The organism is Alkalibacterium sp. AK22, assembly GCF_000585255.1.
GTDB lineage: Bacteria > Bacillota > Bacilli > Lactobacillales > Carnobacteriaceae_A > Alkalibacterium.
Genome location: NZ_JANL01000037.1, coordinates 83568 through 108462 on the forward strand (window position 1 = coordinate 83568; position 24895 = coordinate 108462).

Below are 24895 nucleotides of genomic sequence, written 5' to 3' on the forward strand. Positions count from 1 at the left end.
GACAGATTGTATAAAAACCATTTACAAGCACGGTCATCGAAGATCTATTACATCAACACTTGGACAACAAAAATAATTATACTAGTTTGGGCTTTGCTTGTCAATAAGATTGAGGGGCGAAGTATAAAAATCTTGGTGCCGAATGCGATTTTTATCAGCTAGCCTGTAAACTTCTCCTGCCAGGATATCCTGTTCAATCATCCGGGCAGTTTTCTTGTTTACATTAGATACAAGTTCAATCTGAAAAGTTTTCTTTGCTTTGCTTATATATCTCCTGCCAGAAGCATTGAAGCCGAGCAGGCGGACTGCCTCAATGCTTCTCATTCTTTTATGCATTTCCACAGTCTTGTTTCCTAGCAGCACGTGCAAGCATAAACGCTGCAAGGTCGTCCACGAAACTTGCCGTGTCTTCATATTTTCCATAAATTCCTGCATCGAACGTGCCTCTTTTATTTTGTTTTTCAGTCTGTATTCGAGTCCGGTTTCCATAAGGTATGTTTCCATCAATTGCTCTTCCGGCAAAATAATTAGCTGATGATTCAGCAAAGGAAAAAACGCTTCCCAGGAAACAAGCGGTCGTTCTTTGATGTAGGTAGTCATGAGATCCGGCATATATCGGCTTGCCAGTTCAGCAGAAAACTTTTCTTCCAGGAGATTTCTTCTGATTGCAGTGGCGCTCGCCACTGTCCCCTCCTTGTCAAGGCTTTGATCATGATAATGACTTTTTAGTCTGGGAATGGTATGGAGATTAATTGGATAATTTCGCCTGACAATGGCTTTGGCATATGCAAAACCTAATATATTATTGGGCTGCAGCAAATCAATAGGAAAATCCTGAAAAAATCTACTCATTACCCGGCTGAAATTCTGTGCATATGTCATATCCTGCTTGTATGTGGCAGTCAATTCTTTATTGATTGCTTCCTCGTGGGTCAAATACAGGTCAGCCGCTCTTGTGAAAGAAGAGGCCTCGCCCGCTTCACTTCCAAAACTGATCAGCTCACAGCCGAGTCCGGCCAGTATGGATACGCCCGCTTCTGCAAAATGATCTGCAGGCTGAACACAATGGTCCACAGGCAGTTCAACCACTATATCTGCTCCGTATGTTAGCGCAGCTTCAGCCCGAACCCATTTGTCCACAATAGCCGGCTCTCCTCTTTGGAGAAAATTGCCGCTCATGACGACAATGATGATATCTGCTCCCGTCTGACGCCGTGCTTCTTCCAAGTGATGGCGATGTCCGTTATGAAAAGGATTATACTCTGCGATCACTCCGCATACTTTCATCATTTATCCCCTCATTTCACTGCTTCAAAAAACCAGCGTCTACCATTGACGCCATCAAAAGAATCCTGAAAGTCCGAAGTGACCTTGACCTGATTGAACCCTGCTTCTTTAAGGAGCTGCTGATACGTCTGCAGGCTGTATGTGCGCTCCTTATGCAGCTCTTCAAACCTCTCATAAAGACCTTCTTCATTTTCAACAAAGAATGTCAGCTGGTGTTCTATTGAATTTGGATACTCACCTTCATAACTGTCCCACAAAAAAACAATGCCGTTTGTTTCAGCATGAAAGGACGTTTCGAGAAAATCAGTTATCTTCAGTGGTGAATGGACATCAAAAAGAAAGCAGCCATTTTTATTCAAGCCATTGTATACTGCCTTGAAAACCGTCTTCAGCGATTCTTCACTTTCCATATAGCACAAAGCATCGCTGTAACAGACCATCGCATCAAATGGCGGGAGGCCTGACAGATCCTTCATGTCTCTGTGCAGCAGTGGAAACATCGTTTTGCTTTCAAGCTGTCGATTGTACGCCAGACTCAACATTTCTTCGGATAAATCCAGTCCAGTCAGGTCGTATCCAGCCTGCTTCAGCATGATGCCCAGTATGCCAGTTCCGCAACCTAGCTCCAGTAGAGTCGCCCCAGGTTGTAAGTGTTTTTGCGTATACTGAAGCCACTGGCTATACAAACTGTCATCCATCAACTCATCATAGACTTTGGCAAACCAGTTGTAACTCATTCGCTGATCCAGTCACGAATATCGACTTGTTCAGCATCGGACCAGAGTCGCTCCAGTCTATAAAAGTCTCTTTCCTCCTGATTGAAAAGATGAACGATGATATCGCCTAAATCAATCAGAATCCATTTGGCACTGTCTTTACCTTCGATGCGTTTGATTGGCTGCTTATTCTCTGCAGCCGTATCTAGTATCGCTTGAGCAATTGCCTCAAGCTGCCGCTCGTTGTTTGCGTGCATAATTACAAAGTAATCGGCTAGCAGGGAGACTCCCTTCATGTCCAGAGCTAGTATATCCTCTGCAAATTTAGCGTCTGCCGCTTTGACTACATATTCCAATATTGCTTTTGCTGATTGTGTCATCGTATTCCTCCTACTGTTTTGTAGCCCAGGCATTGTACGTTTCCACTGCCTTGGGATAAATACTTGCATTTTTTTTAAGCAGATGACTGAGAGTGTGACGCGAAATATAGGCAATCGCTTCTTTCAGATTTTCTTCTGCTTTTTCTCTTGCTTTTCTCACGCCTTTAAACTTTCGGTTGGGTTCAATAAAGTCCGCTACATATACAATCTGAGCAATCAGATGCATCCTGAAGGAGCCTATTGTATGACAACTAATTGCTTCCAGTATCTCCTCGTCTTCCAGACCGAACTCATTCTTCATCAGTACAGCACCCACCGGTCCGTGCCAGATATTACTGCCGTACTGGAGCATATCTAGATCCAGACTTTCACTGATGATGATGTCGCGCATTTCCTGGTCAGAACGTTCCTTGGCAAAATCATGAGATAAAGCAGCAATACTTACTTTTTCCTTATCTGCTCCGTATCGTTCAGCCAGTTCAAGAGCGGTTTCTTCAACCCGAAGCACATGCTTAAACCGCTTTTTGCTCATACTTTTTTCCATCACACTAATAAGATCCGCTCTGGACAGACTGCAGTATTTATTTGAATAGGACAGTTTATTTTTCTTCATTTAGATACAAACCTTCTCTTCTGATATAAGCTTCAGTCTCATCAGTTACGAGATACTTTATCGAGCAGCCTTCCCTTATCTTCTGACGGATTAGGGTCGAACTGATGTCTATTTTTGGCACATCCACCTTGATCACCGGATAACTGCTTTGAAGCTCGTAGCCCGGACGTCCAACCGCAACAAACTGAACTAGCTGTATCAGTTCATCAATTTTATACCAGTTCGGCAGATCTTCGACCATGTCGGCGCCAATGACAAAGTAGTATTCGGTATCCGAGTGCGCTTCTTTTAAAGCTTTGAGTGTATCAAAGGTATAACTTTTGCCCTTGCGCTGAATTTCACTGAGTTCGATATCAAACCCCTCATTCTCCGCCAATGCATATTTCAGCATGTGTACACGATGTAATGGATCCAGTGTTTCTTTTCCTTTTCTGTGAGGAGGGGTATAAGACGGCATAAAAAGCATCCTCTCCAGCCCGAGCTGATCTTTGACATGTTCGGCAATAATCAAATGGCCAATATGTGGAGGATTGAATGTTCCTCCAAGAATACCGACTTTGTGTCCGGACTCCAGGAGCTGCTCTTCAGTGAGAACTACAGCTTCTGTTGTCATTGAATGCATATGACTCACTTAGCCCACCTCTCTTTCAGTTCTGCTTCGGCAAGCGGGAAGAATAGCGACGATATTTATCTTCTTCAGCCTCTTTGAACAAGACCAGCACTTTTCCTATCGTCTGAACAACAGTAATTCCAGACACTTCTTCGATAAACGCCTTAGCTTCCTTCGCTGTCCACTCAGTGTTTTGCAGAAGCTGAACTTTCATCAGCTCTTTGTTTTCCAGAGAATCCTCAAATTCTCTCACCATCTCTTCAGTCAGGCCGTTTTTTCCAATTTGAAAAATCGGTGACATGCTGTTTGCTTCAGCTCTCAAAAATCGTTTCTGTTTACCTGTTAGTTTCATATGTCTTTCCTTTCTTCTTTAAATCAGTTTTTTACGCACGACAACGTCGACACCTTTAGGCGCCCAAGCGGCAACTTTGGTCCCTGCATTCTCGACCGATACCCAACCCAGTCCCGAAAAGACGATGTCTGACGGTTCATTTAATGTAAACTCATAGCGTTTGAGCTCGGGAAGAGAATCTGGATGAGAAGGCGGATTTAGCAATGCCCCTTTTTGAGTGTTGTACAGTTCATCTGCTTTTTCAGTTTTTGTCCGGTGAATATAGAGATCATTAGCTGCATACAGCACAAATGACTGCTTACCTTCTCCTTTTAGATAATCAAAACGAGCCAGTCCCGCGAGGAAAACTGTCTGCCCCTCATTCAACTGATAGCTCTTGGGTTTTATTTCCTTCCTTGGTGTGACTGCCTTGATATCTTTAGGCGGCAAGTAATAAGAAAGTTGAGCCGGCTGAATGATACCGGGAGTATCCACCAATACTTTTTCATCATCCAGGGGAATCTCAATCTTGCCTAGTGTCGTCCCCGGGAAATAAGAAGTTGTCACTGTATTATCTTCGTCTGTTGCAATCGAAATAATCTGGTTGACCAGTGTAGACTTGCCGACATTGGTTGTCCCCACAATATATACATCTTTACCGCGCCGCTCTTTTTCCAGGCTCTGCATCAATTCGCTGACTGAATCTTTATTTAAGGCACTGATGAGGTAGACACTCTGGGGTCTGAGACCGACCAAGTGGCACTGTTCAGTGATCCACTGCCGCATTTTGGACTGCTTGAGCGATTTAGGAAGCAAATCGACTTTATTTCCGACAATGACGAGAGGGTTGTTTCCAGCAAATCGCTGAATACCTGATATAACACTTCCATTAAAATCAAATATGTCCACCATGTTGACAATCAGAGCATCCTGACTGCTCAGTTCATGCAGCATGTTCAGAAAATCATCATCTGACAATTCGATATCCTGCACTTCATTATAATGTCTCAGACGAAAGCAGCGCTTGCAGTAGACAGCTTCCTCTTCTGCTTTGCTCAGGGCTGCTTGCGGGACATAGCCTAACTTGTTTTCATCATCACTTTGCAAAACCGCCCCGCAACCTATACAGTATATGTCTTCCTGGTATTCTTTATCTGTCATGTAAACTCCCTCTCCATTTCATATCAGGATCCTTTTCCAACAAGTGATTCATGATCTTCAGCTCCACAAAACGGTTGAAGCGGGTGTTCCAGGCGTCCGAGTCCAGTATCGGCTTGACCAGGACACTCTGTATACCTGCATGGTTGGCTCCTTTGATGTCCGTTATAATCTGATCGCCTACCATCAGCACTTCATCTTTCGTCAGGTCGTAATCTTTCAGCGCCTTATTGAAGCCTTTCTGAAAAGGTTTAAGCGCATTGGGAACAAACTCCAGCTCCAGGATTCCAGCCACTTTCCCGACCCTTTTGCGCCGGTTGTTTGAAAGAATAATGACTTTGATCCCATTTGCTTTCATTTCTTTAATCCATTCGATTGTCTCTTCTGTTGCCTCAGGGTTATTCCAGGCAATAAGTGTATTGTCCAAATCCGTCAAAACAGCTTTGATTTGCTTGCTTTTTAGCTGTTCTGGGGAAATCTGATAGATTGATTCTACCATCCAGGTCGGCTTAAAACTGTTCAGCATCCACTTCCTCCTTTTTTTAGTAGGCTCTTACTCCAGGTAAATAAATTCTAAAAAAAAGGAAGCACACAAAGCACTTCCTTTTGTGCACTTCTTATTTTTAATCTTCAGTAGACGTAGCAGGCTGGACGAGCTCCAGAATTTCTACTGCAACATAATCGATGTTGTCAAACTCGTAGGTCTGCTGAGCGGTGCGGTCTTCTAGCTCAAACATTCGGGACTTGCTGTCGTACCTGACGATACACTGCTCTTTACCGTCTTTTTCAAATCGTCTGATTTGAACCTCATCACTCTGATCTTCACGCATCGCTTCCAGGCGACGAATAATTGGTATCAACTGGGATGGTTTCATATACTTTCCCCTTCCTGCTTCTTTTCTACTTCACTTAGTCATTTTAACAGATTCTCGTTCAAATTGCAGTATTTCAGTTACTCTTTAGTGAAAATTATGCAGGAGCTTACTTGTCGCACATGAATATTAAAATCCCATTAACAAAACCTTCGCATTTTGTGATACCATAAAAAAAATGCTTAAAAGGATGATGATGACAATGACCCGACCGCTATTTAACACAGAAGTGCTAAAAGCAGAAATTTCTCAAATACGTCAATTCGATGATAAAGTATCCACATTCGGTGACCTGATCCGCCTGACTCTCGGTCAGCCGGATTTCAAGACTCCCGACCACATCAAAGAAGCTGCCAAGAGAGCAATCGATGGTGATTTTTCATTTTATACACCTACTGCCGGCTACCTCCCCCTCAGGCAGGCAGCAGCTGATTTTGTCAGAGAAAAATACCGCTTAAACTATGATCCAAAAACAGAAGTCCAGGCTACTGTCGGGGCAACGGAGGCCCTGGCCGCCACCCTGCTTACCCTGCTCAATCCAGGAGACAAAGTAATCATACCGTCACCTTTCTTTTCTCTTTATGAATCTCTTGTCCGCTATGCCAAGGCAGAACCGATTTTTATCGATACCTCTGCCACCGGCTTCAAGGTTGACCCAGCTATATTGAAAAAAACAATTGCAGCACATGGCGATTGTCTTAAAGCCGTTATATTCAACTACCCGAACAATCCAACTGGAACGACATGGAATGAAGCAGAGGTCAAGGAAATCGCAGATATTCTTCGAACCTATCCTGATGTCATTGCAATAAGCGATGAAATTTATAGTGAGATTGTCTACGACCAGCCCTTTGTTTCTCTGGGTGAGCATTTGAGGGACCAGACAGTTGTTATTAACGGCCTTTCTAAATCCCATGCTATGACAGGCTGGAGACTAGGACTAATCTTCGCTCCAAAGTACCTGAGCGAGCAAATCGTGAAGACCCATCAGTCCCTTGTAACCAGTGCCTCCAGCATTACCCAGTATGCGGCTGTTGAAGCTTTAACAGCCGGGAAAAACGATGCGCTTTCTATGAAAGAGCAATACCAAAAGAGACGGGATGTGGTCATTAAGGCTTTACGAGCGCTTGATTTTGAAATCGCCGAACCGACTGGAGCTTTCTACATTTTTGCCCGTATACCTGAACAATTCGGTCAGAACAGTTTTGATTTCTGCTATGAGCTGGCACGAGAAACCAAAGTTGCCTTGATTCCAGGAGCCGCTTTTGGTGCTGCTGGAGAAGGATATGTCAGATTAAGCTATGCTGCCAGTTTGTCAGACATCACAGAAGCAATGAATCGGATACACACCTATATCACTCAGCATTCCCAGTGAAAACTGAGCGACAAACAAGCGTGTATTGAATGCAGCCCCTACGCTGTTTTCAATACACGCTTGTTTATTATATTCTAAAGTCCTTCAGGACCGATCCCCCTCTCCCAGAGATGGATCAGTGATTGAGTCCCCTCTTCACCGTATCCCTTCTCCATTAGCAAGTGGTAAAGTTCACTAGCTTTTTCTGTAGCGGGGAGACTCAATTCCATCCGCTCTGCTTCATCCAACGCAATCTTCAGATCTTTAACAAAGTGCTTGACAAAGAAACCCGCACTATAATCTTCCGCTAGTATTCTTGGGCCATAATTGACCAGCGACCAGTTGGCTGCAGCACCTCCACTCAAGGTCTGTATGACCTTCTCGCGGTCAAGACCCGCTTTATCCGCATAAATTAGCATTTCTGTCAAGCCTGTCATTGTTCCCGCTACCATGATCTGATTGGCCATTTTAACATGCTGTCCGCTCCCTGCTGGGCCATGCAACATGTGATGTAAAGCGAAAACATCCAGCAATGAAGAGACTTGCTGATACGCTTTTCTCTTACCTCCGACCATGACCGTCAGCGTTCCCTTGCGTGCCCCTATATCTCCACCAGAAACAGGCGCATCAAGAGCTTCTGCCCCTTTACTTTGTGCCTGTTTAAAGATTCTTTGGGCCAAAGAAGGAGTACTGGTGGTCAGGTCCACACATAACTTCCCTCTGATGTCCGTGTCAAAAATACCTTTTTCTCCAAAGTAGACGTCCGCGACTTCCGATGGATAACCTACCATCGTAAAAAGGCAATCGCACATGTCCGCCAGGGAAGCAGGACTTTCTGCCCAGACCGCACCTTTCGCCAGCAGCCAGTCAGCCTTGTGCTTTGTCCGGCTGTATATAGTAAGCTCATGGCCAGCATTCATCAAATGATCGATGATTGCTTCGCCCATTACGCCTGCACCAATAAATCCTACTTTCATATTCATTCCTCCTTGTAATATAGTAAAAAAAGACCAGATTCCTTTGGGAACCTGGCCTGTCTAAACTTTATTGACTGTCCACGTACTGATTGACGAGCGCAACAACCTCTTCGGATGTTGTACATTCCGTCAATGCTTTGGAAGCCAACTCTTTCATTTTGTTCGTGTCCAGAGTCTTTAGAAGACTTCTGGTTTTAAGAATACTGGTGGCGCTCATAGAAAATTCATCCAGTCCCAAGCCAACCAGGAGCGGAACAGCAATCTGGTCACCGGCCATTTCTCCGCACATACCAGCCCACTTGCCTTCTTTATGCGCAGCATCAATCACGCCTTGAATTAGGCGGAGGATCGACGGGTTATACGGCTGGTAAAGATAAGATACTTGTTCGTTCATGCGGTCAGCAGCCATAGTGTACTGAATCAGATCGTTCGTTCCAATACTGAAGAAATCCACTTCCTTAGCAAACTGGTCAGCCAAAACAGCAGCTGCAGGAATTTCAATCATTATTCCCACTTCAATCTGTTCAGAAACGGCAATACCCTCTTCAATCAGCTTAGCTTTTTCTTCTTCGAGAATCGCTTTGGCGTCTCTGAATTCAGGCAAAGTAGCAATCATTGGGAACATGATGCGAAGCGTCCCGTGAACCGAAGCACGAAGCAGTGCTCTCAACTGTGTACGGAAAATGCCATCCTGATCAAGGCTCACGCGAATCGCCCGATAACCTAGGAACGGGTTCATTTCTTTAGGCAGTTCAAGATAAGGGAGTTCCTTGTCTCCACCAATATCCATTGTTCGGACAACAACCGGACGGTCTCCCATTCCTTCCAGCACTTGCTTGTAAGCTTCATACTGATCGTCTTCAGACGGCAGCTCACTGGAATCCATATAGAGAAACTCCGTACGGTAAAGACCGATAGCTTCTCCACCGTTATTGTTTACACCTTCAAGGTCTTTTGGCGTACCAATATTGGCCGCCAGTTCGACATGCTTGCCGTCACGGGTCACACTCGGCTCATCCTTGAGTCTATCCCATTCCGCTTTGAGCTGTGCAAAATCCTTAGCTTTCTTGTCATAAGCTGCAACCGTTTCGTCCGTCGGATTGATGAAGACATCGCCTTCAATTCCGTCAACGATGAGCTCATCCCCTGCTGAAACCAGTTCCGTAATGTTCTTGGTTCCTACGATTGCCGGGATCTCAAGTGAACGAGCCATAATTGCTGAGTGGGATGTCCGTCCACCAATATTTGTAACAAAGGCTTTGACATACTTTTTGTTCAGCTGCGCGGTATCGCTTGGAGTCAGATCTTCCGCAATGATGATTACTTCTTCTTCGATTGTTGCTGGAGAAGGCAGAGTCACATCAAGCAGAAGAGCAAGTACACGCTTTCTTACATCACGAATGTCAGCAGCACGTTCTTGCATATAGGCATTATCTTCCATACCTTCAAACATCGCGATAAAAGTATCCGTTACTTGCTTGAACGCAAACTCCGCATTGACTTGCTCATTATCCACAACAGCATGCGTCTGGTCAATCAGATCCGGATCAGACAAAACCATTGCATGCGCATCAAATACCTGAGCTTCTTCTTCACCCAAGGACTCGGCTGCGATATCACGGATCTTGGAAAGCTGCTGTTTGGATTCATCGATTGCTTTAGTCAGACGGGCTTTTTCGTTGTCTGTATCCGTGATTTGTGTCTTTTCCACGGTCAGGTCTGGCTCAATAAGTAGATAGGCTTTAGCTTGAGCGATACCATCGCTTGCTGCAATTCCAGTTACTTGTGAGGTCATTATTCTGCCATTCCCTCATTCTTGATTGTCTGATCGATTCCTTCGATTGCTTCTTTTTCGTCTGCACCTTCAGCAGAAATGGTTACATCTGCACCTTTACCCACACCTAGGGACATAACTCCCATGATTGATTTCAGGTTAACTGACTTCCCTTTGTATTCCAGAGTAATGTCTGAATTGTACTTGCTCGCAGCCTGCACCAGAAGTGTTGCCGGTCTAGCGTGGATACCTGTTTCTGCTGTTACGTGATAGTCTCTTTTTTCCATTACGAATTCTCCTTCTCAATTAAGAATGATTTGGTAGAAAAATAAAAGCACGATCTGTTCCTCGGGCGCTGCATGTTGAATGCGCACACAAAGAAAGCATCATGCTAATCTTTCTTCCATTACAGGTTACCATTTTTTCCCCATAGCTACAACTATTTTTTCCTATTTTGTCTTTTCCTACTTGAAAGTCAAAATAGGTCAGAGTATACTGTAAGTGCAAAAGGTCAATAAAGGTCAGACGATGGATGTCGTCAGATGTTTATCACCTGACCTTTGCTGCTCATACGAGTATAATACACTTATACACTTAAAACGAGAGGATGTTACTGACTATGATTTGCCAGCGATGTATGGAAAGAAATGCAACTATCCATCTGACGACCACTGTCAATGGTCAAAAAAGAGAGATTGACCTCTGTCAGAGGTGTTATCAGGAAATCAAGCAGCAGGAACAGCGTGGGAGAGTAAACCAGCCTCGCCCTTCTGACCCGTTCGGCTTTAATCAGTTCGACGACCTGTTCAAAGCCTTGTCCCGAGGAATGGAGCAGGATAGGCAGACACACTCTCCATACGATCAGCAACAGTTCCGAGGACAGACACCTCCTCCAGGAGAAGGCGGAGGCGGCCGCGGAGGACTGTTAGGAGAGTATGGTGTGGACCTAACCCTCATGGCTAAAGAAGGAAAAATCGACCCGGTCATCGGCAGAGATACTGAAATTGAACGAGTTATTGAAATCCTGAACCGACGCAAAAAAAATAATCCTGTCCTGATTGGTGAAGCAGGCGTCGGTAAGACGGCCATCGTAGAAGGTCTGGCCCTTAAAATCATCAGCGGAGAAGTCCCGCACAAACTGATGGATAAAGAAGTAATCCGACTGGATGTTGCCTCTCTTGTTCAGGGTACAGGTATCCGTGGCCAATTTGAGGAAAAAATGCAGCAGCTGATCAACGAACTTAAGGATAATGACAATATTATCCTATTCATCGACGAAGTACATGAGCTTGTCGGTGCCGGTTCGGCTGAAGGTGGCAGCATGGATGCCGGCAACATTCTAAAACCGGCTTTGGCCCGGGGGGAACTTCAAATGGTTGGTGCAACAACATTGAATGAGTACCGAAAAATTGAAAAAGATTCTGCACTGGAAAGGCGTCTACAGCCTGTGAGAGTCAACGAGCCTTCACTAGAAGAAACATTGACTATTCTTAAAGGTATCCAGAAACAGTATGAAGACTACCATCATGTACACTATACGGAAAAGGCCCTGAAAGCTGCAGTAGAATTGTCTCACCGCTATATTCAGGACCGCTTCCTTCCTGACAAGGCCATCGATCTGCTGGATGAATCAGGTTCCAAGAAAAATCTGACAATCCAGGCTGTTGATCCGGCTACCCTGGAAGAAAGAATAAAGGAAGCAGAACGGCTGAAACAAGAAGCACTAGAGCAGGAAGACTACGAAAAAGCAGCTTTTTACCGTGATCAGTCTGCAAAGTATGAAGAAATGAAAGAGCAGCAGACGCCAGATTCTGAAAAGCCTGAAGTAACCGAACAGGATATCATCAATATAATTGAAATAAAGACGGGCATACCCGTAGGAGATTTGAAAGAAAAAGAACAAGCCCAGCTTAAAGATTTGGACCAGTCTCTCCGCCGCCATGTGATTGGACAGGATGAAGCTGTCTCCAAAGTCACCAAAGCTATACGCCGAAACCGAATCGGCCTCAGACAGAAAAACCGCCCAATCGGCTCTTTCATGTTTATCGGTCCGACAGGCGTTGGAAAAACCGAGCTAGCCAAGACACTGGCGCTAGAACTGTTCGGTAGCAAGGACGCTTACGTCAGGCTAGATATGAGTGAATACATGGAAAAACACAGCACCTCCAAACTGATTGGCTCCCCTCCAGGTTATGTCGGCTATGATGAAGCTGGGCAGTTGACTGAAAAAGTCCGTCGGAACCCGTACAGCCTGATCCTCGTGGATGAAGTGGAAAAAGCTCATCCGGACGTTCTGCATATGTTCCTTCAGATCTTGGATGACGGCAGACTGACCGATGCTCAGGGGCGGACCGTCAATTTCAAAGAAACCATTATTATCATGACCAGCAATGCCGGTACAACAAATGTTGAATCAAGTGTCGGTTTCGGGGCTCAGCTAAGTGGACGGCAGCACTCCTTGCTCAGCCATCTCGGAGACTACTTCAAGCCTGAATTTCTCAACCGCTTTGACGGCATTGTCGAGTTCCACTCTTTAACCAAGGATAACTTGCTGGATATAATCGAGCTAATGCTCAAAGATGTTAATGAAGCGTTGCGTCAGCATGATCTCACGCTTGAAGTCGATCAGGCAGCCAAGGAGAAACTAGTCGACTTGGGCTACGATCCCAAAATGGGTGCCCGGCCGCTTAGACGTGTCATCGAGGAACAGATTGAAGATAAGATAGCTGAGTTTTATCTGAACAGCCCGCAGACTGGACTGATCAAAGCGACTGTCACTGATGACCAGATTGTGATCTCAGGCTCCTCAGAACCATCTGAAGACACCCAATAGACAAATTTTACGGCCCTACTCAATTGACTGGATAGAAAGAGCCGAAGACCAGCGGATGGACTCATCCAACCGGTCTTCGGCTCTTTCGCATTTTATAGCAAAGCAGTCAGTTCAACATCCGGATACTTGTCGCTGAACCATCTAAGCGCAAACTGATTCTCAAAGAGAAAGAGTGGATTGTCAAAGCGGTCTCTAACCAGCACGTTACGGCTTGATCCCATATTCTCATCCAGCTGATCCTGTGAAATCCATCGCGCGATTCGGTTTCCAATAGAGGTCATGACAACCTCGGAGTTATATTCATTGCGCATACGGTGCTGAAATACCTCAAACTGCAGCTGCCCTACAGCCCCAATAATGTAACTCTCAGCATGATAAGATTTATAAAGCTGGATAGCTCCTTCCTGAACCAGCTGGTTGATTCCTTTGTGAAAAGATTTTTGCTTCATGACGTTTTTAGCTTCAACTTTCACAAAGAGCTCAGGCGTGAACTGTGGCAGCTCCTTGAAAGTGACTTTATTTTTTCCCGAATAAATCGTGTCTCCAATCTGAAAATTACCTGTATCGTAGAGCCCGATGATGTCTCCTGCAACAGCGCTCGAAACTGTTTCCCGGCTTTCAGCCATAAACTGAGTAGAGTTCGACAGACGCATCTTTTTATCTTCGCGTGACAGAGTCACGTCCATCCCTTTTTCAAACTGACCGGAACAAATTCTAAGGAAAGCAATCCGGTCACGGTGTTTGGGATCCATGTTGGCCTGGATTTTAAAGATAAAACCTGAGAATTCTTCATCTGTCGGTTCAATCACCTTTTCTTCTACAGTTTCTTGCTCCGCTGGTTCAGGAGCAAACTCCAAGAAGGTTTCCAGAAAAGTCTGCACGCCAAAATTGGTCAATGCCGAACCGAAAAAGACAGGTGTCAGTTTACCTTTGGTTATGGCCTCTTTTGAGAAATCGTTGCCCGCTTCTTTCAGTAGCAATGCTTCATCCAGAACCTGATCGTACAGACTTTCGTTTTTAATCTTATGGTCTCCTTCAATTTCCCCTTCAGCAGTCAATGGAATGAAACGCTCCCCGCCATTCATCTCCTCAGGTCTGTGCAGTTCGATCCGGTTATGATACAGATCATACAGGCCGAGAAGATTTTTACCTGAGCCAAAAGGCCAGTTCATGGGATAGGCATCGATTTCCAGAACCTCTTCTAGCTCTTCAATCAGCTCTAATGGCTCACGTCCATCCCGATCCAGTTTGTTCATAAAGGTAAAAATGGGAATGCCTCGCATACGGCAGACTTTAAACAACTTTTTGGTCTGTTCTTCGATTCCCTTTGCACTGTCAACGACCATGACGGCTGCATCGACAGCCATCAGTGTCCGGTAGGTGTCTTCAGAAAAATCTTCGTGTCCAGGTGTATCTAAAATGTTGATCCGTTTGTTCTGGTACTCAAACTGCATGACGGAACTGGTTACAGAGATCCCTCTCTGCTTCTCAATCTCCATCCAGTCCGATTTGGCAAACTTTCCGCTCTTTTTGGCTTTGACGGTCCCTGCCTGACGGATAGCTCCCCCGAAAAGCAGCAGCTGCTCCGTAATCGTTGTCTTTCCCGCATCAGGGTGGGAAATAATTGCAAAGGTGCGTCTTCTTTTGACTTCTGTTTCTAGTTCTTTTTTATTAATCAATACTAAACTTCCTTCATCTATTATATATTTTGTTCGTGCTTGATTTTACGGGCTTTTTCAATCCGCTCTTCTCTTACCATCCCAATAAGATAGGTAACAATGGTTTTTAATATCGCAAACAGCGGGACACCAATCAGCATGCCGACTAGGCCAGCAATGTTGGCAGAGGCCAACAGGACCAGAATAACTGTCAGCGGATGGATAGAAAGTGACTTCCCTACAAATAGCGGTGTGAACAGATTACTATCCAGCTGCTGAGCAATCAGAACAAATACTGAAGCCAAAACAGCTGTAGCTGGTGACTCGATTAGGCCGACAATAACGGCGGGGCCTGCCCCAATGAATGGTCCTACATAAGGAATAAAGTTGGTGATGGCCGCAAAAAAAGAAAGCAGAAACGTGTAAGGCAGTCCAATAATCGAGTACATGATAAACAGCAACAAGCCGACCAGAAATGAAGCCATGCCTTTGCCGGATATATAACTAGATATCGTACGGTCTGTCTGCTGGATCAATTCTTCTACATTATCTTTGTATTGCTGGGGTGTGAGACTCACGGCAAAAGGAACAAATTTACCTCCATCATAGAGCATATAAAACAGGATGACTGGGACAGTGATTGAAACAAACGCAATCTCGGTAAACATTTGGATAGCTCCCCCGACACCCGAAACAATTCCTGATAAAAACTGCGAACTTACATTCCTGAGCCAGATTTCAAAATTATTCAATGCTGTTTCTACATCCAACTGTTCCATCCAGGGTTCCTGTGAAATACGCAAGGCATAAGTTTCCAGTTCACTGACAAAGTCCGGAATACCTGAAATCAGACTGGTTGTCTGTTCAATCAGCATCGGTATGCCCCTCAAAATAGCCAGTACAATGAGTCCAAGCAGTAAAAACATGACTACAGCAATACCATAGGTCCGTTTCACCCGTACTCGCTCAAGCAGTTTGACTATCGGGTTAAGCAGATAATACAAAAATCCTGCTATCAGCAACGGCATAAAGAGAGCTGTCAATATGCCGATAATTGGATTCAGTATAAAGTCGATCTGCTGAAGTACAAATATAAGCAATGAGGCTGCCAGCAGCCAGATAGTCCAGAACATAAGTTTGGACTTTCTCCAGTTAATCACATTATCCTCCTCTTTCCCTTATCTGTCCTATATATTATAATTCACTCCTGACTATAATGAAAGAGGTGTTTGACGGCAAAATTGACGATTTGGTCAATACTTGCTATAGTAAATCTTATTTCTAAGGAGCGGATAAGGCATGAAGTTTAGGATGACTACAGACCTTGACAGCAGCATCTACAAGGATGCGCTGGACATTAGAAGAGCAGTGTTTATAAACGAACAACACGTAGAAGAGTCGCTGGAAATCGATGAACTCGAAAATCAGACTGTTCATCTGGTCGGCTATCTAAATGAAACCCCCTGCTGCACAGCCCGGCTGTACAAAAAGCCGGATCATTCACTAAAGATTCAACGCGTTGCTGTGCTTAAGGAATATCGTGACAAGAAACTGGGTAAAGACCTACTGGCAAAAATCGAATCCCTGGCTGAAGTGCACTGGCAAAGTTCACTCATGGTACTGGATTCTCAAGACCATGCTATCCCCTTTTATAAAAGCTGTGGCTTTGAGGTATCTGGTGACGGCTTTCTCGATGCCGGCATTCCTCATCACTTTATGTATAAAAAGATCACTGAACAATAAGTTCAGTGATCTTTTTCTGTCAGCCGGTATTCGAGATTCTTGAGGTCATTAGGCAAAGGCGCTTTAACCGAGAGCTTTGTCCCAGTGAAAGGATGATTAAATATAATGTTCGAGCAGTGCAGGGCCTGACGGTTAATCAATTGTGGCTTGTTGCTGCCATAAAGTGTATCACCCAGTAAGGGATGACCAATATGCGCAAAGTGCACTCTGATTTGATGGGTCCTGCCAGTATGAAGTTGAATTCTAACTTTTGAAGCTTCACCATAGAGCTTAGTCAGCCAGTATTCAGTCCGTGAAGGTTTTCCATTCGGATCGACTGTACGTTCAATTATCGATCCGGCAGATCGCGCAATCGGCGCATCAATCATGCCTTCACTCTCCTTGATTCTATCAGCTGTAAAGGCAGTATACTCCTTGTAAACCCCCTGATTTTGCAGTAATTGATCAAGATAGGAGTGAGCCAAAGCGTGCTTGGCAAAAATCATAATACCTGAAGTATTCCGGTCGAGCCTGCTCACAATATGGACCGTCTGGTGATGATAATTCTGTCTGCGGATATAGCCTTTGACCCGGCTGGCCATTGTATCAGCCGGATAGAGAGCCGATGGAACAGAGGCTACTCCGAAAGGCTTATTCAACAGCAGGTAATGTTCGTCTTCATATACGATGTCAATCGGCTGCTCAGAAACAGACAGGTTCTCACTGCCGGTTTCTCTAGGTAAAACGAGTGTGACCAAGTCTCCTGCAGCTAATGGTTCTCTGACACGGACAGGACGATTATTCACTTTAAGCTCTCCTCCTCTGTACTTGATTTTACTGAGTAAGCGCTTGGATATCTGTCTGCGCTTCAAAAAGGCTTTAAGTGTTTTAGCCTGCTCTTCTGTATCCTTAACTGTCCATTGAATCTGCATCGTACTGCTTCGCTCCTATAAATGCATCTTCCACACGATTCCAAAAATGAGTATGCTGATAACGGGCAAAACGGATCCGCTCATCAGCTATCTTCATTCGGATATGGTCAATATCGTTTTCTTCTGAGACTAGCTGATCAATGGTCAGACTGATTTTATCTACCCCGACCGGTTTAAGTCTGATCCATTCATCGGGGGCAATAATCATAGGTGAACTCAAAGTTCTGAATATTCGGTTGTTCAGAGAAGCCATTTCTGTCAGCTGCAGCGCCTCAAGTCTAGGGTGCAAGACTGCCCCTCCGACCGACTTGTTGTAGCCAGTAGAACCGGTCGGTGTGGATACACACAAGCCATCTCCCCTGAACCGCTCAAAGTGCTCCTCTTTTATAAAGACATCACATACCAGTGTCCCGTTGGGCTGCTTGATTGTTGATTCGTTCAGTGCCAAAAAGTGCTTGGATTTCTTAGTATCTGTATAAACCAGTTCAACATCCAGCAGAGGATACTGAATAAATTCTCCAGTATCGTTTTTCAGGCTGCTGACAAGTTCATCAATATTATACTCGCGCCAGTCAGTATAGAATCCCAGGTGGCCGGTATGTACGCCAATAAACCTTACTTGATCAAGCAAATGAGCATAGCGGTGAAAGGCCGACAACAAAGTGCCGTCCCCTCCAACTGATATAACAATATTCGGATCAGTACTGACCATGGTGAACTGTTCATTGAGCAGCAGGGCTTTCAGTTTGTCACTGACTTTGAGTGAGCCGTTCGTATAGTTGTGTACAAGTGCGATCCTCACTGAATACTCCCTTTCTTTAGCATTATCTGTTTTCTACTAATCTTTGCTGAATCGATAATTTTTCTGGATGCCCTTGATTTCGTCCCTTATAGTCGACATCTCTTCATCCAACTGAAAAGCTGATTCCGCAGCTTTCTGCAAACGGTCGTTAATTTCCGATGGAAATTCGCCCTGATACTTATAATTCAGAGAATGCTCAATCGATGCCCAGAAGTTCATAGCAAGGGTCCGGATCTGTATCTCAACCAGTACAGTCTTAACTTCGTCTATCAACTGGACTGGATACTCACAGATCATGTGGTAGGAGCGATAACCACTGTCTTTTTTGTGAGTCACATAATCTTTTTCATATACAACTTTCAAATCGTTTCGGTGCTTGAGCATCTCAACAACATCATAAATGTCCTCCACGAAGGGACACATGATGCGAATACCTGCCAAGTCTTCCATATCTGTTTCAAGCTTCTCCAGAGGTATGTGACGGGTTCTAGATTTGAGCAGGATACTGTTCACCGGCTTGACTCTGCCAGTCACAAATTCGATGGGTCCGTGCTCTTTTCTTAACCGGTACATTTCTCTCAAACCACGCAGTTTAACTTTTAGTTCATCTACTGTTTGCTTGTAAGGAAGCAGGAAAAGTTCCCAGTCTCTATGCATATCCTCTACCTTCTTTGCTATTTTATATTAGTTTTCACCTTGTTTTCTTGCTACTATTGTACCATACTATTATTAATTAAAGTACTGACAGAGGATGATGCTTAATGAACCAAGAGATTGAAATAGAATTTAAAAACCTTCTCAACGCCACAGAATATGCCCGTTTAAAAACTGATTTTTTCGGTGCCGATGCTTCAGGCTTCAAACAAACCAACACCTACTTTGACACAACGGACGAGGCTTTGAGGCGCTCAGCCTGTGCCCTTAGAATACGAGTGAAAAAAGATGAGGCTGAAATAACCTTAAAAACACCTTTTAAAGGGCATCACAAGGAATGGAATCTTCCCCTGAACCATTCAGAGGCCATTAAGACAATCAATGCTTCCATTTTTGAACTACCTCCCTCTTTGACCAGCTTTATCCGCGAGGAGTTGGAACTGGAAATAACACAGGTGAAAAAAATTGCTGAGCTGACAACTGAGCGTCTAGAAAGACCTTATGAGAACTGCTTACTGGTACTGGATCGAAGCTGGTACAGTAACACCACAGATTATGAGCTGGAACTGGAATCTCCGTCTATCGAGACCGGAAACACAGTATTCAACTCTCTCTTGCATACTTATGGTATCCCAGTCAGAAAAACTCCCAACAAGATCAAGCGTGCTGTATCGGCACATTTGAATGGCTAATGTCAATTGTGACGAAATTGTCACACCACACCTGATTTTATCACTGTTTTTGGGCAGATTATTACAAAACGCCCGCGTTGTCTGATAGTCTATATAGTGTAGAGAGGGTCGTTATAGACCCCACAGTAGACCTTGCTCGATAAATATAAAAACAAATTAGGTGTGTGTATATTATGTTTAAAAACAAAGTTGTTGAAGTATTTCTGTTCGTTAATCCATTAGGACCGAACTGCTACGAATCTGAAAAGCTGGTTGAATCTTTTTCAGCTGAACGAAATGAAAAAGTGAAAGTTCGCTTCATTCCCCTTCTTAATCTACGTTCCATCAAAAATCTGGTTAACGAAGGACATACCGGTACAACTAAAGACAGAAATGAACTTTACGCAGCCTCCTATGATGCTAGTCTGGCTTTTCAGGCTGCCTCTTTTCAAGGCAAGAAAATGGGGCGAAAATTTCTGATGGAACTTCAGAAGCTGGTTGTCGAAGGTAATCAGGTGGTTTCATCCTCGCTTTTCCTTGAAATTGCCGAGACTATCTCTTTGGATATCGAAATGTTTCAGGAGGATCTGGAGTCCGAATTTTCCAAAAAAGCATTCAATAAGGACCAGAAACTGGCAATGGATATGAACGTAACAGAAGCTCCTTCCTGTGTCATCTATTCCAGTAAAGACACCCGTCAAGGCTATCGGGTCGAATCTTCTATCACTAAGCAGATGCTTCACGGTCTTTGCGATGATCAGCTAGAAAAATCCGGGCTCTCTTATCAAAACCTTGCGAATGTTTTTCAAATGGTGTGACAGGCAGGAAAAGCCTTATCCATAACAACAAAACGTTCCCTTGCTCCTGAATCTACTGGGAGTAAGGGAACGTTTTGTGTCTAATCCGATTTATTTTATTGCCTTAAGTGCTTTTTCCAGTTCGTCCACTCGCTCTTCAAAAACAGCCATTGCTCTGAGCAAGTAATCGCGGCTGGTCATGTCCACACCCGCCTTCTGCATGACCTGAATAGGGAAGTCGCTGCTTCCTGCTTTGAGGTAAGTCAAGTAAGCATCCAGTGCTCCGTCCTCCTCTTTGATCATTGCGTCCGCCAGTGCAGTGGCTGCACAGAAACCGGTGGAGTACTGATAGACATAGTAATTGTAATAGAAATGAGGAATTCTGGCCCATTCATACTGAATCTCCTCATCTTTTTCAACAGAATCACCGTAATACTTACTGTTGATCTGCTGATACTGCTTGCTCAAATAATCTGCGGTCAGGGGTGTCCCTTTGTCCGCTTCCACATGCATCAGATGCTCAAATTCAGCAAATTGCGTTTGCCGAAAAACTGTTCCTTTAAAGCCGTCTAGATAATGACTTAAAACATAAGCACGGGCTTTGGGATTTTCAGTTGTTTTCAGCAAGTAATCGGTCAGCAGATTTTCATTTGTCGTTGAAGCAATCTCAGCCAGGAAAATTGAATAGTTCCCATAAACGTAAGGCTGGGTATCCCGAGTAAAGTAGCTGTGCGCACTGTGCCCCAGTTCATGTACCAGTGTATAGAGATGATTCAGTGAATCATGCCAGTTTAGCAAGATAAAAGGATTCGTATCGTAGGTGCCGCTTGAATAAGCTCCACTTCTCTTGCCCTGATTTTCTACTACGTCAATCCAGCGGTCATTAAAAGCCTGGTCCAGTACGGCCTTGTATTCATCGCCAAGTGGCTGCAGTCCTTCATACGTCTTGGATTTCGCCTCATTGTAGCTGTATTTCAAGCTGGCTTCTCCGGTAATTGGAGTATAGAGATCATACATATGCAGCTCGTCAAGTTCAAGAACCTGCTTGCGCAGCGCCATGTAGCGGTGCAGCAAGGGCAGATGGTCATTAACCACCTGAATCAGCGTATCATGTACTGTTTCAGGAATATGGTTATTGGACAAGGCGCTTTCTCTTGCCGATGAGTAGTTGTGTACTTTAGCCAAATAGTTATGATTTTTGACAGTTGATGCCAAAGTGCTGGCAAAAGTGTTTTTAAAATCCTTGTAAACTGCGTACATTTTCTTAAAGGCTTGCTCTCTGACGCTCCGGTCAGTACTTTCCATCAGTTCGCCAAACATACCATGCGAAAGCTGAACAGTTTCCCCCTTATCGTTTTTGACTTCGGGAAATTTCAGATCTGCATTGTTCAGTACACTGAATGTCTGAGTGGACGAATTGAATATTTCACTGGCTCCAGCCAAAAGGGCTTCCATTTCTGACGACAGGACGTGCTCCTTATTGGCCGTCATTTGTTCAATGTAATGCCTGTATATTTCTAACTCTTTATTGTGATTGAAGTAGCTTTTCAGGACTGACTCAGAGAGCTCAATCACTTCCGGTTCAAACCAAGAAGTAGCTTCCTGAGCCTGGGCAATCATATAACGCGCTTTGTCATTCATCGCCTGATAGGTGCTGTTACCTGTATCCTGGTCGTTTTTTAGGTGTGCATAGACATAGAGTGAACTGATTTTTCGTGAAAGCCCCAGAACAGCTTCGAGTGCCTCCTGAAAAATACGAGCCCCTTCATTCAGCCTCCCCTTGAACCTAGTCACATCTGCTGCGTCTTGTTTCAGCCTTTCAAAATCCTCTTCCCATTTTTCATCAGATGCGTAGATAGTGGTCAAATCCCAGGTCAGTTCATTAGAGACGTCTTCTCGCAAAGGCAGTTTTTTAACATCGTTCATTAATGTTCCTCCTATATTTTTCAGACTAATTTAATCATACCACACTTTAAAATTGAATAGAATAATCAGAAATCAGTAATTATGCATTCATTTGTTTTTGACAGCATTCTAATAGTTCGACATTTACGATTGACCCGCCATTTTCCTTCTCCAAGTGAATCTAGCACACTCAAGGCGGCAAGCAGCTTCAGAAAATCGATTAGGGGCCGGTTTAACGCCGAACTGGATACATTTGGAAAACAATAAAAATCAATCTTTCCGCTTTCTGTCCACTGCACCCTTTGACGGTCAATGAGTTTTTGGGTTAGTATCTGTTTTTCTGGCAGTGCGACAATCCACTTTAGCAACAGCAGTTTCCACTCTTGCGGAACTGTCCTAATCATCCACTCCCTTGCGACCGGATGAAGTAAAGCCTCGGGCATACTTTCCAGACTTAAGCGGCTCGTATACAGCAGTTCAAAAAACTGACGATATCTGCTGTCTTGGTGTAGCTTAAATCGATAGAGCTGCTTCAGTCTATTTTTCGCTACTGAAGGAGCCTGTAATACATACGACTGGATCTCTACCTGCTTTACGCTGGTTGCATCGACTTCGCTACCAAAATGAATGTACCGAGAACTAAATGAGAAATAACCCTTTAAGGAGTGAAAGGAATGGTACACCATCAGCTGGCAGCTAGACTGGTCATAATGAAGAAAGTAAAGCTCACCACTACCTGTTTCATTCATCAGCGCACAGTGGAGTGCTGTTGGTTTACGTGACAATTTTAGCTTGTTGCCGCTAATCCATACGACTGGAAGACCAATGCTTATATAGCCCTCCGTTCTGCTTTGAACGGAAGCGACAGGCAAAGGGCTGCACTGAAATTCGATGGCAAACCAGTAGTTATTATGGACAATGAGTAAATCTGTTCTTTGCCGGATCGCCGGAATGTAGTACTCCAGTTTTGTTTCACCCAGCCGCTTATGTGCCCACCGCATTAAATCTAGCTTTCCTCTTAGATGCTCTTCCGTTTCCGATTCTGTTCTTTTGGAGCACAGCTGATTTCTCCAATGAGAAAAATGAGAAATCTTCAACTCCCCTTTTTTCAGTATGACTTTGCCTTTGCATGCTGGACAGCAGTACTGAGCCCCTATGGGTGCACTGTCTGCCCTGACTGGTTCATTTTTTTCGTTAAGAGCTATAAGCATGTGTTTCCTCCAATTTCTTTATATATATATATTGTCCATCGGATTATTTTTTCACTAAAAAAAGCTGTGAAGATAGTCTCTTCACAGCTCTTCTTTCAATTAAAGTAAAATCGGGTCAACTCAAGCGCATTGGTTTCCATTATCTTGTCAGCATATTCGTTGAGTACTTCAGAGGATACCGAGCTTTTTTCTCCAAATTCAAGGGCAACAGCGAGTTCTTCCTCACTGGTCTTTTCATTCATCTCTTCCACAAAGAAAATCAGGTTTAGATAGTACTGATTTTTATAAGCATAAAGATGCGACAAGCCGCTTTCCATATAAAGAGACTTCGACAACTGAATCATCTGTTCAAAATCCTGTAACACAATCGTTACTTCTTTTGTCTCATTAGCTTCCGTATCCAGTTCATCTTCAATATTCGGCACAGATTCCTCCGATAAACCACTACTGCTGGCTAGCTCCTCATCAGCTCCGCCTAACTGGTTGAATCCTTCCTTAAAATTGGTTCCTTTACTGATAAACAGTTCGAGACCATTGTTGTTGGGCATAACTTGGAAAGTGACTGCTTCTGACTCTTGGAATTCTTCGTCTATGTCAACTTCTTCCAGAATGCTGTAGAAGAATTTCTCAATCTGCTTCTGATTACCCAATAAATCGAGGAAAGTAATTCCACGTTCTTCTAGATCCGTATTTTCGATTGTCACACGGATAGTATCTTCATTGATGTGTTCAATTTCCATTATCCCGCACCTCACAATTCTCTAGAGCCTCAAGCTCTTTTGGGGATGTTTTTTGCTATTTTATGCAGCATAATGCAAAGACTGCACTTCACTTATTATACAAAAGCCAGCCTTTAAATACAAGTTCAGTCGCTTATTTCGAGACAGGCTAGACCCTATACAATGGAAAAAGAATCGACACTAAGGTCGATTCTTTTTCCAGGCAAGACGTGTAAATCAAGACTGGGCTAGCGCAACTAATTTTTGAGCCTTTTCCAGTTCCATAGCTCGGACTTCTCGTGGTACAAACTGTCTGATTTCATCTTCGTTATAGCCGATTTGCAGGCGTTTATCATCCAGCAGAATGGGTCTTCTGATTAGTGTCGGGTTCTCGCGGATCAATTCAAAAAGTTCCAGCATAGATAAGTCGTCTAGATCAATATCTAGTTCTTTGAAAGCTTTGGATCGTTTGGAAATAATATCTTCAGTGCCTTCCTCAGTCATTCTCATAATCGACCGGATCTCATTTAATTCGAGCGGCTCATGAGTCATATTTTTCTCTGTATAAGGGATATCGTACTCTTCCAGCCATGCTTTTGCTTTTCTACATGATGTGCAACTTGGTGTTGTAAATAATGTGACCATTATGTATCTCCCTCTCTTAATATCTGTATCTGATAAGCGTTGACGTTTTCTACAATTATTACTATAAAGCAATTGTGAACTTTTGTAAACCCTTTTTGACAAACTTTTGTCTCTCACAGTCAAATTTACGATAATAAACTAAATAAAAGCACTTATAACGGGCTTGTATAGGTTTTAATGCAACTTTCAGTTTATAATTATTATAAACTAGGAACATGCGAAGATTAACTCCTAAAATAAAGTACCGCCTTTTCTCTAGACTGACCTGCTGATT

At 43.9% G+C, this 24895-nt stretch carries 26 protein-coding genes; 5 read left to right on the top strand and 21 right to left on the bottom strand.

The annotated features are described in order from the left end of the window. Positions 1–81: 81 nt before the first annotated feature. The 9 genes from ADIAL_RS08360 to ADIAL_RS08400 form a co-directional block, all read right to left on the bottom strand. Positions 82–1290: a nucleotidyltransferase gene (locus ADIAL_RS08360; protein WP_081757777.1), complete on the bottom strand. Its 1209-nt coding sequence runs from the start codon at positions 1288–1290 to the stop codon at positions 82–84. A gap of 8 nt (positions 1291–1298) precedes the next feature. Further along, positions 1299–2024, bottom strand: coding sequence for a class I SAM-dependent DNA methyltransferase (locus tag ADIAL_RS08365; RefSeq protein ID WP_034302494.1), 726 nt, complete (start codon positions 2022–2024; stop codon positions 1299–1301). Next, entirely contained in the window at positions 2021–2383 is a 363-nt protein-coding gene (gene rsfS / locus ADIAL_RS08370; protein WP_034302497.1) for a ribosome silencing factor, read from the bottom strand. Before rsfS ends, ADIAL_RS08365 begins: the two co-directional genes overlap by 4 nt. A 10-nt stretch (positions 2384–2393) precedes the next feature. Next, positions 2394–2996 carry a bis(5'-nucleosyl)-tetraphosphatase (symmetrical) YqeK gene (yqeK, locus tag ADIAL_RS08375; RefSeq protein ID WP_197017787.1) on the bottom strand — a complete coding sequence of 201 codons (603 nt, stop codon included), beginning with the start codon at positions 2994–2996 and terminating at the stop codon, positions 2394–2396. Beyond that, the gene (locus ADIAL_RS08380; RefSeq protein ID WP_034302607.1) at positions 2983–3618 is read right to left on the bottom strand and encodes a nicotinate-nucleotide adenylyltransferase; all 636 of its coding nucleotides are present in this window, start codon (positions 3616–3618) and stop codon (positions 2983–2985) included. The genes yqeK and ADIAL_RS08380 overlap by 14 nt, the downstream gene beginning before the upstream one ends. Positions 3619–3643: 25 nt before the next feature. Next, positions 3644–3958 (bottom strand): ribosome assembly RNA-binding protein YhbY, encoded by a 315-nt coding sequence (gene yhbY, locus ADIAL_RS08385; protein ID WP_034302500.1) that lies wholly within the window; start codon positions 3956–3958, stop codon positions 3644–3646. A gap of 18 nt (positions 3959–3976) precedes the next feature. Continuing rightward, positions 3977–5098, bottom strand: coding sequence for a ribosome biogenesis GTPase YqeH (yqeH, locus tag ADIAL_RS08390; protein WP_034302502.1), 1122 nt, complete (start codon positions 5096–5098; stop codon positions 3977–3979). Then, complete coding sequence (locus tag ADIAL_RS08395; protein WP_034302504.1) at positions 5088–5621, bottom strand: YqeG family HAD IIIA-type phosphatase; 534 nt, start codon at positions 5619–5621, stop codon at positions 5088–5090. The genes yqeH and ADIAL_RS08395 overlap by 11 nt, the downstream gene beginning before the upstream one ends. 97 nt (positions 5622–5718) lie before the next feature. Further along, positions 5719–5970 carry a YkuJ family protein gene (locus tag ADIAL_RS08400; protein ID WP_034302506.1) on the bottom strand — a complete coding sequence of 84 codons (252 nt, stop codon included), beginning with the start codon at positions 5968–5970 and terminating at the stop codon, positions 5719–5721. 193 nt (positions 5971–6163) lie between these two features. On the opposite strand from ADIAL_RS08400, the gene ADIAL_RS08405 reads away from it, so the two are divergent. Then, positions 6164–7342: an aminotransferase class I/II-fold pyridoxal phosphate-dependent enzyme gene (locus tag ADIAL_RS08405; protein ID WP_034302508.1), complete on the top strand. Its 1179-nt coding sequence runs from the start codon at positions 6164–6166 to the stop codon at positions 7340–7342. A 74-nt stretch (positions 7343–7416) separates the two neighbouring features. Here ADIAL_RS08405 and ADIAL_RS08410 read toward each other — a convergent pair whose 3' ends face one another. The 3 genes from ADIAL_RS08410 to ADIAL_RS08420 all read right to left on the bottom strand — a co-directional run bounded on the left by ADIAL_RS08410 (position 7417) and on the right by ADIAL_RS08420 (position 10359). Next, on the bottom strand, positions 7417–8298 hold the full coding sequence (locus tag ADIAL_RS08410) for an NAD(P)-dependent oxidoreductase (protein ID WP_034302510.1): 882 nt from the start codon (positions 8296–8298) through the stop codon (positions 7417–7419). A gap of 67 nt (positions 8299–8365) precedes the next feature. Then, the gene (gene ptsP / locus ADIAL_RS08415) at positions 8366–10093 is read right to left on the bottom strand and encodes a phosphoenolpyruvate--protein phosphotransferase (protein WP_034302512.1); all 1728 of its coding nucleotides are present in this window, start codon (positions 10091–10093) and stop codon (positions 8366–8368) included. Beyond that, positions 10093–10359, bottom strand: a complete 267-nt coding sequence (locus ADIAL_RS08420; RefSeq protein WP_034302514.1) for a phosphocarrier protein HPr — start codon at positions 10357–10359, stop codon at positions 10093–10095. Before ADIAL_RS08420 ends, ptsP begins: the two co-directional genes overlap by 1 nt. A gap of 332 nt (positions 10360–10691) precedes the next feature. On the opposite strand from ADIAL_RS08420, the gene ADIAL_RS08425 reads away from it, so the two are divergent. Further along, a complete protein-coding gene (locus ADIAL_RS08425; protein ID WP_034302516.1) occupies positions 10692–12905 on the top strand; it encodes an ATP-dependent Clp protease ATP-binding subunit in 2214 nt (737 codons plus the stop codon). 92 nt (positions 12906–12997) lie between these two features. On the opposite strand, the gene ADIAL_RS08430 is transcribed toward ADIAL_RS08425, so the two are convergent. Together ADIAL_RS08430 and ADIAL_RS08435 are read right to left on the bottom strand one after the other, a co-directional pair. After that, the gene (locus ADIAL_RS08430) at positions 12998–14581 is read right to left on the bottom strand and encodes a peptide chain release factor 3 (protein WP_034302609.1); all 1584 of its coding nucleotides are present in this window, start codon (positions 14579–14581) and stop codon (positions 12998–13000) included. Between the two features lie 23 nt (positions 14582–14604). Beyond that, positions 14605–15723, bottom strand: coding sequence for an AI-2E family transporter (locus ADIAL_RS08435; RefSeq protein ID WP_051503828.1), 1119 nt, complete (start codon positions 15721–15723; stop codon positions 14605–14607). A 139-nt stretch (positions 15724–15862) separates the two neighbouring features. On the opposite strand from ADIAL_RS08435, the gene ADIAL_RS08440 reads away from it, so the two are divergent. Beyond that, positions 15863–16306: a GNAT family N-acetyltransferase gene (locus tag ADIAL_RS08440; RefSeq protein ID WP_034302518.1), complete on the top strand. Its 444-nt coding sequence runs from the start codon at positions 15863–15865 to the stop codon at positions 16304–16306. Positions 16307–16308: 2 nt separating this feature from the next. On the opposite strand, the gene ADIAL_RS08445 is transcribed toward ADIAL_RS08440, so the two are convergent. The 3 genes from ADIAL_RS08445 to ADIAL_RS08455 are packed head-to-tail and all read right to left on the bottom strand — an operon-like array spanning position 16309 to position 18676. Beyond that, positions 16309–17217, bottom strand: a complete 909-nt coding sequence (locus ADIAL_RS08445; RefSeq protein ID WP_034302520.1) for an RluA family pseudouridine synthase — start codon at positions 17215–17217, stop codon at positions 16309–16311. Beyond that, positions 17195–18019, bottom strand: coding sequence for an NAD kinase (locus tag ADIAL_RS08450; RefSeq protein ID WP_034302522.1), 825 nt, complete (start codon positions 18017–18019; stop codon positions 17195–17197). The genes ADIAL_RS08445 and ADIAL_RS08450 overlap by 23 nt, the downstream gene beginning before the upstream one ends. Positions 18020–18055: 36 nt before the next feature. Beyond that, positions 18056–18676, bottom strand: a complete 621-nt coding sequence (locus ADIAL_RS08455) for a GTP pyrophosphokinase (protein ID WP_034302524.1) — start codon at positions 18674–18676, stop codon at positions 18056–18058. Between the two features lie 104 nt (positions 18677–18780). Here ADIAL_RS08455 and ADIAL_RS08460 point away from each other — a divergent pair, with 104 nt between their 5' ends. Continuing rightward, the gene (locus ADIAL_RS08460) at positions 18781–19365 is read left to right on the top strand and encodes a CYTH domain-containing protein (protein WP_034302525.1); all 585 of its coding nucleotides are present in this window, start codon (positions 18781–18783) and stop codon (positions 19363–19365) included. Positions 19366–19538: 173 nt separating this feature from the next. Then, positions 19539–20162 (top strand): DsbA family protein, encoded by a 624-nt coding sequence (locus ADIAL_RS08465; protein WP_051503829.1) that lies wholly within the window; start codon positions 19539–19541, stop codon positions 20160–20162. Positions 20163–20252: 90 nt separating this feature from the next. Here the strand turns inward: ADIAL_RS08465 and pepF are convergent, their stop codons facing one another. From pepF to spxA, 4 genes are all read right to left on the bottom strand, one after another. Beyond that, complete coding sequence (pepF, locus tag ADIAL_RS08470; protein WP_034302527.1) at positions 20253–22067, bottom strand: oligoendopeptidase F; 1815 nt, start codon at positions 22065–22067, stop codon at positions 20253–20255. A gap of 65 nt (positions 22068–22132) precedes the next feature. Further along, a complete protein-coding gene (locus ADIAL_RS11135; RefSeq protein ID WP_051503830.1) occupies positions 22133–23257 on the bottom strand; it encodes a competence protein CoiA in 1125 nt (374 codons plus the stop codon). Positions 23258–23352: 95 nt separating this feature from the next. Further along, the gene (locus ADIAL_RS08480; RefSeq protein WP_034302529.1) at positions 23353–23997 is read right to left on the bottom strand and encodes an adaptor protein MecA; all 645 of its coding nucleotides are present in this window, start codon (positions 23995–23997) and stop codon (positions 23353–23355) included. A gap of 216 nt (positions 23998–24213) precedes the next feature. Beyond that, positions 24214–24621, bottom strand: coding sequence for a transcriptional regulator SpxA (gene spxA / locus ADIAL_RS08485; protein ID WP_034302531.1), 408 nt, complete (start codon positions 24619–24621; stop codon positions 24214–24216). Positions 24622–24895: the final 274 nt, after the last annotated feature.

Excerpts from the sequence above, each read along its gene's own strand:
- ADIAL_RS08460 (WP_034302525.1), top strand. The coding sequence starts at position 18,781 with ATGAACCAAGAGATTGAAATAGAATTTAAAAACCTTCTCAACGCCACA.
- ADIAL_RS08410 (WP_034302510.1), bottom strand. The coding sequence starts at position 8,298 with ATGAAAGTAGGATTTATTGGTGCAGGCGTAATGGGCGAAGCAATCATC.
- ADIAL_RS08380 (WP_034302607.1), bottom strand. The coding sequence starts at position 3,618 with ATGCATTCAATGACAACAGAAGCTGTAGTTCTCACTGAAGAGCAGCTC.
- rsfS (WP_034302497.1), bottom strand. The coding sequence starts at position 2,383 with ATGACACAATCAGCAAAAGCAATATTGGAATATGTAGTCAAAGCGGCA.
- ADIAL_RS08440 (WP_034302518.1), top strand. The coding sequence starts at position 15,863 with ATGAAGTTTAGGATGACTACAGACCTTGACAGCAGCATCTACAAGGAT.
- pepF (WP_034302527.1), bottom strand. The coding sequence starts at position 22,067 with ATGAACGATGTTAAAAAACTGCCTTTGCGAGAAGACGTCTCTAATGAA.
- yhbY (WP_034302500.1), bottom strand. The coding sequence starts at position 3,958 with ATGAAACTAACAGGTAAACAGAAACGATTTTTGAGAGCTGAAGCAAAC.
- ADIAL_RS08400 (WP_034302506.1), bottom strand. The coding sequence starts at position 5,970 with ATGAAACCATCCCAGTTGATACCAATTATTCGTCGCCTGGAAGCGATG.
- ADIAL_RS08480 (WP_034302529.1), bottom strand. The coding sequence starts at position 23,997 with ATGGAAATTGAACACATCAATGAAGATACTATCCGTGTGACAATCGAA.
- ptsP (WP_034302512.1), bottom strand. The coding sequence starts at position 10,093 with ATGACCTCACAAGTAACTGGAATTGCAGCAAGCGATGGTATCGCTCAA.
- ADIAL_RS08395 (WP_034302504.1), bottom strand. The coding sequence starts at position 5,621 with ATGCTGAACAGTTTTAAGCCGACCTGGATGGTAGAATCAATCTATCAG.
- ADIAL_RS08365 (WP_034302494.1), bottom strand. The coding sequence starts at position 2,024 with ATGAGTTACAACTGGTTTGCCAAAGTCTATGATGAGTTGATGGATGAC.
- ADIAL_RS08465 (WP_051503829.1), top strand. The coding sequence starts at position 19,539 with ATGTTTAAAAACAAAGTTGTTGAAGTATTTCTGTTCGTTAATCCATTA.
- ADIAL_RS11135 (WP_051503830.1), bottom strand. The coding sequence starts at position 23,257 with ATGCTTATAGCTCTTAACGAAAAAAATGAACCAGTCAGGGCAGACAGT.
- yqeH (WP_034302502.1), bottom strand. The coding sequence starts at position 5,098 with ATGACAGATAAAGAATACCAGGAAGACATATACTGTATAGGTTGCGGG.
- ADIAL_RS08405 (WP_034302508.1), top strand. The coding sequence starts at position 6,164 with ATGACAATGACCCGACCGCTATTTAACACAGAAGTGCTAAAAGCAGAA.
- ADIAL_RS08445 (WP_034302520.1), bottom strand. The coding sequence starts at position 17,217 with ATGCAGATTCAATGGACAGTTAAGGATACAGAAGAGCAGGCTAAAACA.
- ADIAL_RS08455 (WP_034302524.1), bottom strand. The coding sequence starts at position 18,676 with ATGCATAGAGACTGGGAACTTTTCCTGCTTCCTTACAAGCAAACAGTA.
- yqeK (WP_197017787.1), bottom strand. The coding sequence starts at position 2,996 with ATGAAGAAAAATAAACTGTCCTATTCAAATAAATACTGCAGTCTGTCC.
- ADIAL_RS08420 (WP_034302514.1), bottom strand. The coding sequence starts at position 10,359 with ATGGAAAAAAGAGACTATCACGTAACAGCAGAAACAGGTATCCACGCT.
- spxA (WP_034302531.1), bottom strand. The coding sequence starts at position 24,621 with ATGGTCACATTATTTACAACACCAAGTTGCACATCATGTAGAAAAGCA.
- ADIAL_RS08425 (WP_034302516.1), top strand. The coding sequence starts at position 10,692 with ATGATTTGCCAGCGATGTATGGAAAGAAATGCAACTATCCATCTGACG.
- ADIAL_RS08360 (WP_081757777.1), bottom strand. The coding sequence starts at position 1,290 with ATGATGAAAGTATGCGGAGTGATCGCAGAGTATAATCCTTTTCATAAC.